This window comes from Methanosarcina sp. UBA5, from assembly GCF_002505485.1.
In the GTDB taxonomy this organism is placed as follows: Archaea; Halobacteriota; Methanosarcinia; order Methanosarcinales; family Methanosarcinaceae; genus Methanosarcina.
In genome coordinates, this window is the sequence record NZ_DAVG01000087.1 from 1 (window position 1) to 9,942 (window position 9,942).

Annotated in this window: 8 protein-coding genes and 2 pseudogenes; 8 read left to right on the top strand and 2 right to left on the bottom strand. The window is 39.8% G+C overall.

Annotated features, from left to right (window positions below; all coding sequences use genetic code 11):
• The 8 genes and pseudogenes from BP621_RS17240 to BP621_RS09725 form a co-directional block, all read left to right on the top strand.
• A partial coding sequence (locus BP621_RS17240; RefSeq protein WP_394339300.1) for a hydantoinase B/oxoprolinase family protein occupies positions 1-175 on the top strand: 175 nt, incomplete at its 5' end.
• A gap of 445 nt (positions 176-620) precedes the next feature.
• Positions 621-839: pseudogene (locus tag BP621_RS09695) on the top strand (pirin family protein); the annotation flags it as partial.
• 288 nt (positions 840-1,127) lie between these two features.
• A complete protein-coding gene (locus BP621_RS09700) occupies positions 1,128-1,397 on the top strand; it encodes a hypothetical protein (protein ID WP_292389441.1) in 270 nt (89 codons plus the stop codon).
• A gap of 176 nt (positions 1,398-1,573) precedes the next feature.
• Positions 1,574-1,750, top strand: coding sequence for a hypothetical protein (locus BP621_RS09705; protein ID WP_292389443.1), 177 nt, complete (start codon positions 1,574-1,576; stop codon positions 1,748-1,750).
• Positions 1,751-2,603: 853 nt separating this feature from the next.
• On the top strand, positions 2,604-4,832 hold the full coding sequence (locus BP621_RS09710) for a PKD domain-containing protein (RefSeq protein ID WP_292389445.1): 2,229 nt from the start codon (positions 2,604-2,606) through the stop codon (positions 4,830-4,832).
• A 135-nt stretch (positions 4,833-4,967) separates the two neighbouring features.
• Complete coding sequence (locus BP621_RS09715) at positions 4,968-6,368, top strand: tripartite tricarboxylate transporter permease (protein ID WP_292389446.1); 1,401 nt, start codon at positions 4,968-4,970, stop codon at positions 6,366-6,368.
• 398 nt (positions 6,369-6,766) lie between these two features.
• Positions 6,767-7,267 carry a PASTA domain-containing protein gene (locus BP621_RS09720; protein WP_292389447.1) on the top strand — a complete coding sequence of 167 codons (501 nt, stop codon included), beginning with the start codon at positions 6,767-6,769 and terminating at the stop codon, positions 7,265-7,267.
• 127 nt (positions 7,268-7,394) lie between these two features.
• Complete coding sequence (locus tag BP621_RS09725; protein WP_292389448.1) at positions 7,395-8,618, top strand: tetratricopeptide repeat protein; 1,224 nt, start codon at positions 7,395-7,397, stop codon at positions 8,616-8,618.
• A 285-nt stretch (positions 8,619-8,903) separates the two neighbouring features.
• On the opposite strand, the gene BP621_RS09730 is transcribed toward BP621_RS09725, so the two are convergent.
• Entirely contained in the window at positions 8,904-9,101 is a 198-nt protein-coding gene (locus tag BP621_RS09730; protein ID WP_292389449.1) for a hypothetical protein, read from the bottom strand.
• Positions 9,102-9,712: 611 nt separating this feature from the next.
• Positions 9,713-9,942: pseudogene (locus BP621_RS09735) on the bottom strand (tRNA 4-thiouridine(8) synthase ThiI); the annotation flags it as partial.

Consider the following 9,942-nt stretch of genomic DNA (forward strand, 5'->3'; position numbering starts at 1 on the left):
CGGGCTCAAAGGCGGAATGCCTGGAGCGTGTGGAAGAAACGCACTTGTCCGAAGGGACGGCAGTGTTCTCGAAATTGGAGGGCAGGACGAAGTTGAGTTGAAGTCCGGCGAGCTTTTTGTAATCGAAACCCCAGGCGGTGGAGGGTATGGAGAAAAGAAAATCCTGAAAAACTGAAAAATAGATTTATGGAGAAAAGAAAATCCTGAAAAACTGAAAAATAGATTTAATCAAATAAAAATAGTGAGTATCGATTTAACTCTAAAAATGTCTATGAAAGGAATGAGCATTGAAGTCATTGTCGACGTTTTCTTTCTCTTTTTTATTTTATGCATATTCTCTGTCTATTTTCGATTTTTCTGCTAACTCTTTGTTTATTTTCGGTTTATTTTTCAGGCTCTATGAAGATTGTTCAGAACCTTTGTTTCCAGGGGTATTATCCTTTTCAGTAAATAAAAGTTCCATATTATTCAAATAGCTGAATAATAGTTGGGCAGAGCAGCAAGGGGGTTTTTATAGTCAGAATTATTCCGGCAGAAGCAAGGTACTATTCCGATAAGGTTGGGTTAAAAGCTTTTTTCTTTTCTCTTATTCGGATTATTATGATCCGAAAAATCTCCAGTTCGGGGATCTGCGCGCTTTTAATGAATTTATTCTCGAGCCAGGCAAGGGATTTTCATCTCATCTGCATTATGAAGTGGAGATAATAACGATAGTGCTTGAAGGAGAACTTACTCACGAAGACAATATGGAAAACAGGGAGGTTCTGGAGAAAGAAGATGTACAGTGTGTTACCACAGGCACGGGTATAGAACATTCGGAGTTTAACAGGGGAAAGTAATCCCTGCATTTATACCAGATCTGGATATCTCCGTCCAGAAGCAATCTGGAGCCGGCATACTCTAAAAAGAAATTTGAAGTTTCAGGCTGGAAAAACCGACTGCTTCCTCTTGCTTCCGGTCAGGGCTTTGAGGATTTCCTGAAGATTAACGCGGATGCGATCGTTTACCGTACCAGCCTCGAGTCATCTGGAGATAGCTTCTTCTGCGGAATTCATGCCGATTGATAGACTTGCAAATTGTGAAAAATTTGTGAAATAAAGAAAAGGAAAACAGAGAAGAGGCGTTAAATGAGTCAGGAGCAGTCTGAGAGAGATAATGACAAAAAGGAACAACCTCAAAAAGGAAGCAATGGAAAACGGAAACAATCGGGAGAAATTGAACAGAAACGGCCTCGAAGAGGAAGTAATGGAAGGCAGGGGCCTTCGGAAGAACTTGAACAGGAACAGCCTGAGAGAGGAAGTGATGGAAGGTCAGAGCAGTCAAGTGAGGCTGAAGAAGAGCAGCCTGAGAGAGGAAGTGACAAAAAAGAAGAGCAGCCTGGGAGAGGGAGAGACTGAGAATAAAAAATCATAAAAGAGCATAGGCTAAAGCTAGAGGCAGATCAAAAGGATTCAATAGATATCAAGGCCGGACTGCAGTTAGAAAAGAATTGAAGTGAGAGGTAAAAATAGTATAGAGAGGGATTTTCCTCTCACTTCTTTTTGCTTCTGATATTCCGGAATCGGAGTGAGGAATGGCGAACCTCATTTCCGTTTCCCTTGAAACCTCTTCCGAACTAAAGCTTGAGGAATGGCAAAAAACCTCAATAACTTTCTTATTCAGGCGGGGTTTCGGATTTGTGGAGGTCAGGGTTGAGGAATGGCGAACCTCATTTTCCTTGCTCTACTTTTTCGCTAAATGCTACTCATGAACCCCATTCAATATTAGCATTTAGAACTGCATGATATAGAATACCAATCACATATAAAACATAAGTGGAAATGATTTTTCTTTTTCTTTGATGTAATAAAGAACACTCAAAATTTTTAAGTGGCTTATCGTCCACGTAGACTATTATTATCACTTACCGCCAATTGCCGTGAAAATTATCTGGGACTGAACACAAGATATTTATATTCGAAATTTCGTAACTATAAAGTTAAATTTTTCTGCTTTATTAATACATTTATTCTTACACATAGTTTCTCTCGATTTCTCAATCCTATTCTCAAATTAAAAAGAATCTTCTTTTACGCCAGATATAAACATGCATAAATAAAATAATTGTGAATCTATATAGAAATTTTTAAGTTATAAATAAAGTTTTAGATTCGCTTCTTCTGTAATCTTTCTATAAATATGGCTTTTCATATTTATTACAATCTTAAATATCGGAATGTATGCTTTAACGTAATGTGCATGATATAGTTAACTCAACTGAGTTGCTTTGTTTTCTAATCCCTTTTTAAAAAATAGAAAAGTTCTTTTATTCATTTAAACTTTAACTGTAATTAATATTTTGTACAATATCCACAATTTTCTAGATTGTCAGCTGAGGTAATTCATGAGTGCAGAGCACAAGGACGACTCCGTAAATAAGTCTATTCAGAAATTATTTCTTGAAATCTTATTGGATAGCGGGATTTTTTTGAATTAAAGTATTAAAATTTAGGGATGAAAGAATTTGATATTTTAAAAGTAAAAAATGAGGACTTAAAGGGCAGGATGTATAATTAATGAGAATAAGTAGACAAATAATTAATTCATTTCTATCCGTTGTTTTTTTGATAACGATTACAGAAATAGTTGTCGGGGCAGCATCCGATCCTGAAGTTAACATGGAAATGGTAGGACATTTTGGTGGGACGATAGACACTCTTGATGTCAAAGGCAATTACGCTTATGTTGAACAGGGACAGGATCTTTTGATCTTGGACATTACTAACCCTTCTTCACCTGTTTTAGTGGGTAAGGTTATGACAAAAGGTTTAGTAGGAGACATAGAAATTTCCGGCAATTACGCCTATGTAGCCAATGGCGATAACGGTCTTGTGATTATTGATATTAGCAATCTCTCTTCTCCAACCATAAAAGGGTATTACGCAGGATCTGTTCGTTGTGTTTCGGTTTCTGGCAATTACGCCTATGTAGCCAATTTGAATGATCTTATGATTATTGACATAAGCAATCCTTCATCCCCAATTTTAAAAGGACATTATACTGGAAATATTGAAGATATTTCGGTTTCTGGCAATTACGCTTACTTAGTTGATCTGGATAATGGTCTTGTGATTATTGACATAAGTAATCCTTCTTCTCCAGTTCTCAAGGGAAGTTATGATACTGCCGGGAACGCCTGCGATGTTTCGGTTTCAGGTAATTATGCTTATGTAGCCGATGACAGTACCGGTCTTGTGATAATTGATATTAGTAATCCTTCTTCTCCAGTTCTGAAAGGAAGCTATGATACTTCTGGAATCGCAGTGGATATTTTAATTTCAGGTAACTACGCCTATGTAGCCGATAATGATAATGGTCTTACGATTGTTGATATAAGTAATCCTTCTTCTCCAACTCTTAAGGGAAGCTGCGATACTCCAGGATATGCTAGAGGTGTTTCAGTTTCCGGCAATTATGCCTATATTGCAGACAATAATGGATTTGTGATTATTGATATAAGCAATCTTTCTTCTCCTACTCTAAAAAGAAGTTATGATACTATCGGAATAACTAAAAGTATTTCAGTTTCCGGCAATTACGCCTATGTAGCCGAGTGGGATAATGGCCTTATGATTGTTGATATCAGCAACCCTTCTTCTCCAGATCTGAAAGGAAGCTATGATACTCCCGGATCTGCTCAGGATGTTGCAATTTCCGGCAATTACGCCTATATAGCTGATGATAATGATCTTGTTATCGTTGATATTAGCAATCCCTCTTCTCCTTATCTCAAAGGAAATTTCAGCACTGGTGGATGGGCTCAACACATTACAGTTTCCGGTAACTATGCCTATGTTATCGATAATGCTAAGGGTATTTTCATCGTTGATATCAGCAATCCTTCTTCTCCAGTGCTTAAGGGAATTTATGACACTTCTCCAGTTATTAAAGGAAATTACGGCTATAGCGGGTGTATCTGGAGTGTTTCGGTTTCCGGCAATTACGCCTATGTAGCCGATGAAGGAAACGGTCTTTTGATTGTTGACATCAGTAATCCTTCTTCTCCAGTTCTCAAGGGAAGTTATGATACTGCCGGGAACGCCTGCGATGTTTCAGTTTTCGGTAATTACGCCTATGTAGCCGATAGCAATAATGGTCTTGCGATTATTGATATAAGCAATCCTTCTTCTCCGGTTCTTAAAGGGAGCTACAATAATAACGGATATGCTCAATATGTTTCAGTTTCAGGCAACTATGCATATGTAGCCACTGATGATAATCTTGCAATTGTCGATATCAGCAATCTTTCATTTCCAATTCTTAAAGGACGTTATACCGTTTCTGCTAGCGATGTTTCAGTTTCCGACAGTTATGTCTATGTAGCTGAAGGTGTTAACGGTCTTGTTATTCTAAAAGCAAATCCAGGAAAAACAGCACCTCTTTTCGCAGATTTCAGCAGCAATATCACATCCGGTTGCGCGCCTCTCTTGGTTCAGTTTAATGACAGTTCTCAGAACGCAATTGCCTGGAACTGGGACTTTGGAGACGGATTTAATTCAACAAACCAGAATCCGGTCCATACTTACTCTTCAGCAGGAACCTATACTGTTAACCTGATAGTAAGCAATACAAATAAAACAGCCTCAAAAACGGCTACAATAACTGTGCTGGAAACTACTGGCTCCGATGAAGAAAGTAGCGGCGAAGACGAAGGAAAAAGTGCCGGCGTTATTTCAAGAAAAAAGACAGGCAATCTTACAAAAGAAAGCAAAAAAATTCCTGAGTTTACAATAGTTTGTGGAATTATAAGCCTGCTGGCTGCATTCTACATAACGGAACTAAATAAAAGATAGTTAAGTCGGTAAAAGCAGTTAAGTTGAAAGATAGTAGAAATATTTTTAAATAGTAATGATTATACTATCTGGTGTAGCTTACAAAAGTTTGAGTGAAATTCGCAAGATGCAATCAAGTTTCAGAGGGCTGGCTGGGTGGAAGATGTCTCACTAATTATTCTTTTTTTATCAGTTTTAGGAGGTTACCTGCTTGGCATAATCTCAGGGCTCCTGCCCGGAATACACAATAATAATTTTGCGCTTGCCCTTGTAGCCCTTGCCCCTTTCCTGGCTGAAAAAGGGCTTGCCCCTTTTTATATAGCCGTGATCATTCTCTCAAATGCGCTCTCACAAACTTTTCATGATGTGATCCCTTCAGTTTTTCTAGGGGCACCAGATGGAGATACAGCGCTAATGGTCCTGCCAGGGCACAGGCTTCTGCTTGACGGAGCAGGAGCTGAGGCAGTCCGGCTTTCAGCACTCGGAAGCGCAGGCTCTGTAGTTGCTTCCCTTATTTTCGTGCTGCCGTTTTCGCTTTTCTTTAAGGCTGTATATCCTTATATTGAAGCACATATGGCTTTGATTCTTATTTTAATCGTCTTTCTGATGCTTGCAAGTGAAAAAGGCGAAAACGCTGAAGATTCAAAGGAGAAAAGCCCATTTGCAAAATATAAGTACAAATTTTTTGCCCTGGTTTTGTTTTTGATCACAGGCGTGCTTGGACTCTTCGCTTTTGCCAGGGAATCTCTTATGGTTCCGGTTATTAATTTTGGAGAGCCGTCGATACTCCTGCCCCTGCTGAGCGGGCTTTTCGGAGCGTCACAGCTAATTATAAGCCTTCTCACAAGCTCGAAAATTCCCGAAGAATCCGTTTCAGCACTCAAGCTCTCCCGAAAAAGAATTCTCAGGGGAATCCTTACAGGCAGCGCGGCAGGCTCGCTTGTTGCATGGCTGCCAGGCCTCTCCTCAGCGATTGCAGCACTCCTTACGGGCCTTGTTGCAAAAGTCGATTTTGACAGGATTCCACTTAAGAAAAAAACCTCCGAACCCGAACTGGGAAGGTTAAGAACCTCTCTTTATTCTGACCCTTATGCCAGTAACCCTTCAACGCTTGAGAGCTCGAAGGAATTCATAATTTCAAATTCCGGAGTAAACACCTCAAACGCGATTTTCGGACTGGTCGCTTTTGTGGTGATAGGAAGAACCCGGAGCGGGGCAATGGTAGCTATAGAAGATATTCTGGGAACAAACACGCTTGATTTATCTGTACTACTGCTCTTTTTTGCCGCTATAGTCTTAACTGCTCTTTTTTCCTACTTTTCTACTATCTGGATAGGGAATAATGCCCATCTCCTCTTAAAGAAAGTTGATTACAACAAACTCTGTGCAGGTGTCCTTCTCGGGCTTGCATTAATGGTTTACCTTTTTACAGGGCTTTTCGGATTTTTCATTTTTGTAATTTCGACTCCAATAGGCATGCTCTCTTCCTTTATGAATGTCAGGAAATCCCATGCAATGGGAGTTATCTTACTGCCTGTGATCCTGTACTTTTTGTAAAAAAGCAGCTTCTCGATTGTAGATATGACTTCAAATCAATAGTTCTTTTTCCTTTTCATATCCGGGAAGATTTTTCCCATTCTCTAAAAAATTTTACGTTTTCAATCCAATGGCGTGTAAAAATATAAAACTTAAAATGTATTGGGTTGGAAATGTACAGAAAGCAAAAAGGCACCTAATATAAAGAAAATAAAAATAAAACAATCAATAAAGCTAAAAAGATAAAACTAAGCAACAAAAGCAAAAATAATGCATAAAAGTAAATCACGGCTTGTTTGAACCGAAACTGAAGGCTGAGTCCGAATAGAACAGGAAATTTCTGATAAAATGGAAATTTCGAATAAAGCGGAAAAGACCGAATAAAACCAAATAACTAACCAGAAGAGGTATTTAGGAATATGGAAGTAAAACTTGAACAGCGTTTAACTGAGCTCAGGGCAGAATATGAATCAGGGCAGAAAATTCTCAAAGACATCGAGTTAAAGCTTGCAGAGCTCGAAAACCGGAAAAAGAGTTTGAATGAGACTCTCCTTCGCATTAGCGGAGCAATTGAATTACTTGAAGAGGTGCTGGAAGGAAAAGAAGGCGCAGAGAGACCAGAAGCCAGAACAGGGCCAAGAACTATCACAGGAAACGTAGAGGTTCCGAATGTTATAAGACAGCCCCTTGAAAAAGCTATTAAAACTCTGGAAGAAGCCGGGCTTACCGCAGGAGAGATCGTTGAGCAAAAAGGAGTTCTTCCCGTAGGAGTTATGGCAGGAGATATTCTCAGGCAGGAACCGAAACCAGGCACGAAGTCCCCAGCTGGATCAGCCGTAAAGCTTGTAGTTGCAGTAAAAGGCAAACTCTTGCCACCTAATAAATACTCATTGTGCGACTCTTTTTCCGACCGTATCTGAACAAGGTAAAGGAGGGTTTAAAACGGAGACTTATTCTTCTAGAATAAACAGTTCCCAAAATGAACTTCGGGAACACTGCAGGGCAGCAATTTCAGCCTTTTCCGCGCTTGAGCATTCCGGGATTCAGATGGCCCAGAGGCTCTGCCTGGAAAAATTCCTATATGAGTGTCAGGGCGTTTCAATGGTCTTATGGCACAATAAAGATCGAAAACTCGGGAAACAACTCAGATCTATATTTTCAATCTCTAACAATTTCCCTCTTTCTTCAGCAGCCTTTTCCGGGCTCAGAGCCGTGATTAAAGGAATGGAGAAAGAGAGAATGGCAGGAATAGGAAAAACTGAAGGAACAGAGAATACTGACGGAACAGAAAAAACTGGAGAAACGGAAAATAATAGAGAAACAGAAAATACTCCAGAAATAGAAAATACTCCAGAAATAGAAAAAACTTTCAGGAACAAAAAAAAGCAAGGTACACAGGGAGAAGAACTTGATCAAGGGAAATCGACAGTCTTCTTATATAATACAGAAGCAAAAAAACTTACATTTCATGGGAATGACTATGAAATCCTGCCTCTTTTCCTGGCTGTAAGAGACCTTTATACTTCCCTGCAGTTTTTCGAAGAACTTCAGGCCTGTGCTGAGCGGCTTGAGAAGGATCCACAGGACGCAACAGCTCTCTTTCAGAAGGCCGTGCTCATGTATAAGGCCAGGCGGTTCGAAACTGCCTTGCAACTTACTGCAAAGGTTCTGAAAATTATTCCTGACGATCACAGGGTCTGGTATAACCGGGGCGTCATTCTCTCGGAGCTGGGCAGGCTTAAAGAAGCGATTGAGGCTTATAACAAGACAATTGAGCTTGAACCGGGTTTTGAAGTTGCTTGGGACAACAAGGGAGTTGTTCTTGCAAGGCTTGGCAGATTTGAAGAAGCTCTCCAGGCATATGAAGAAATTCTCTTGAGATATCCCGAATATGCTGAAGCCTGGGCAGGTAAAGGCTCGATCCTTTCAATTCTCGGCAGAGAAGAAGAAGCTCTTGAAGCTTACAGTTGCGCCCTTCGAATAAGGCCCGATTACCTTGAAGCCCTTACCTCTACCGGAAGCCTGCTTTCCAGCCTGGGCAGGTACGAGGAAGCCCTGAAGATTTACGATAAGGCGCTTCAGCTCGCCCCTACAGAACCCCGTCTCTGGGCAGCCAGGGGTTTCGTCCTTTCGGGAATGGATAAACAGGAGGAAGCACTGGAGAATTGCAATCGGGCCCTGGAATTGAAACCTGGCTTCGTTCCTGCGCTTGAAACAAAGGTAAAAATCCTTTCGGAAATCGGTAGACAGAAGGCCAGATCCTCTCAGTAACTTCTCTCTTCGGATTTTTCTTCCGTCTTTTTTTATATATTATTCAGCATTTATTTTCTTCTGTTTTTCTCCAGTCGTTTTTTTATATTTTTCTATAGCAATTGTTTATTATATTTTTCCTGTCCTTTTCGTTTATATCGCCCTGCCAGAAAGCATCCATAAGAGACACAATGCTCAAGAGATTGAAATTCCCTTTATTCTTTTCGATCGAACCGTAAGCTGGTCAATTCTCGAATTATAGGCTATCTCGTATCCCCTGTAAGTGTCACCTTTAAAGTGTCACCTTTAAATTCTGGAGTTTCTGCAAATATCAAGGCTTTTCACTGCCTGAAAAATCATTGACAACTGCCGTATATCGTCGCTTATAAGTCCATACAAAATAGACATAAGCATCAATGACCCCCATGTGGTCTTTGTCAGTTCTCTTAAGTGATTCTCCCCTCCGAAGACAACCCGCTTTTCAAGCGTATTAGTAGAAGGCATCGTGTAGTCACACACAGTTTGAGTTACTTTATCAAAAAATGTACAACTGAGCACACCGATCTGATAAATACTAATCGAATTTTCAAGAAGTTTGTGTTATGAATGTTTTGTAAAGACATAAAAAACCTCAACGCGATAGTTTAGAATCGAACCTAACTAAACGGACCTGCATCGCTGCATAGCCGTATGCTGTCTCAGCAGTGTTTTGTCCAAATTATGAATTTACCACTTGAGCGAACATAGCAGATTATGAGCTTATGATCCGCTGGTGTCAGTCAATTCACAATTGTGAACTTATAACCATAATTACATTTGTTAATATTTAAACCTCTTTTTTCGGGCAAAATGCGCCTGAAAAGTCTTCGCTCTTCATCGTGTAAAAATCACTTTGTCAACATGTGAGTAATAGAAAAATATAGAAAAATAACAGAAAAACAATAGAAAATGAAAAACCACGCAAGAAAAAGGTAACAGATAGATTCATGTTGATATTAAGAGAAAGTGAATACTATAGGGAAATACCTTCCTAGCCCGAAGAATGCTTCTATTAATCTAGAAAACAATACAAGAGAGTGAATAGCATGTACGAGCCAGAAAGGTTGGAATGTTTTTCAAAGTTTAAGGACTTTTGCTGCTTTCATAGCATTGAAAACCATAGTTTCGGTATCCATTTTTTTTTCCTCAAGTACGATAAGGTCGTAATTTGCTCCTATTTCAGGCCGCTCAGGCACAGCAGTGCAACTGCCTGCTGGTTGACTGGAAATATCATAGGTCCCAATTTTGCGGGCAATGTCTATGATCTCGGTTTTATCAAAGGCGATCAAAGGATGATAAATAGGGA

Coding starts and splice junctions, on each gene's coding strand:
- BP621_RS09720 (WP_292389447.1), top strand. CDS start 6,767: ATGGAAGTAAAACTTGAACAGCGTTTAACTGAGCTCAGGGCAGAATAT.
- BP621_RS09725 (WP_292389448.1), top strand. CDS start 7,395: ATGGCCCAGAGGCTCTGCCTGGAAAAATTCCTATATGAGTGTCAGGGC.
- BP621_RS09730 (WP_292389449.1), bottom strand. CDS start 9,101: ATGCCTTCTACTAATACGCTTGAAAAGCGGGTTGTCTTCGGAGGGGAG.
- BP621_RS09705 (WP_292389443.1), top strand. CDS start 1,574: ATGGCGAACCTCATTTCCGTTTCCCTTGAAACCTCTTCCGAACTAAAG.
- BP621_RS09700 (WP_292389441.1), top strand. CDS start 1,128: ATGAGTCAGGAGCAGTCTGAGAGAGATAATGACAAAAAGGAACAACCT.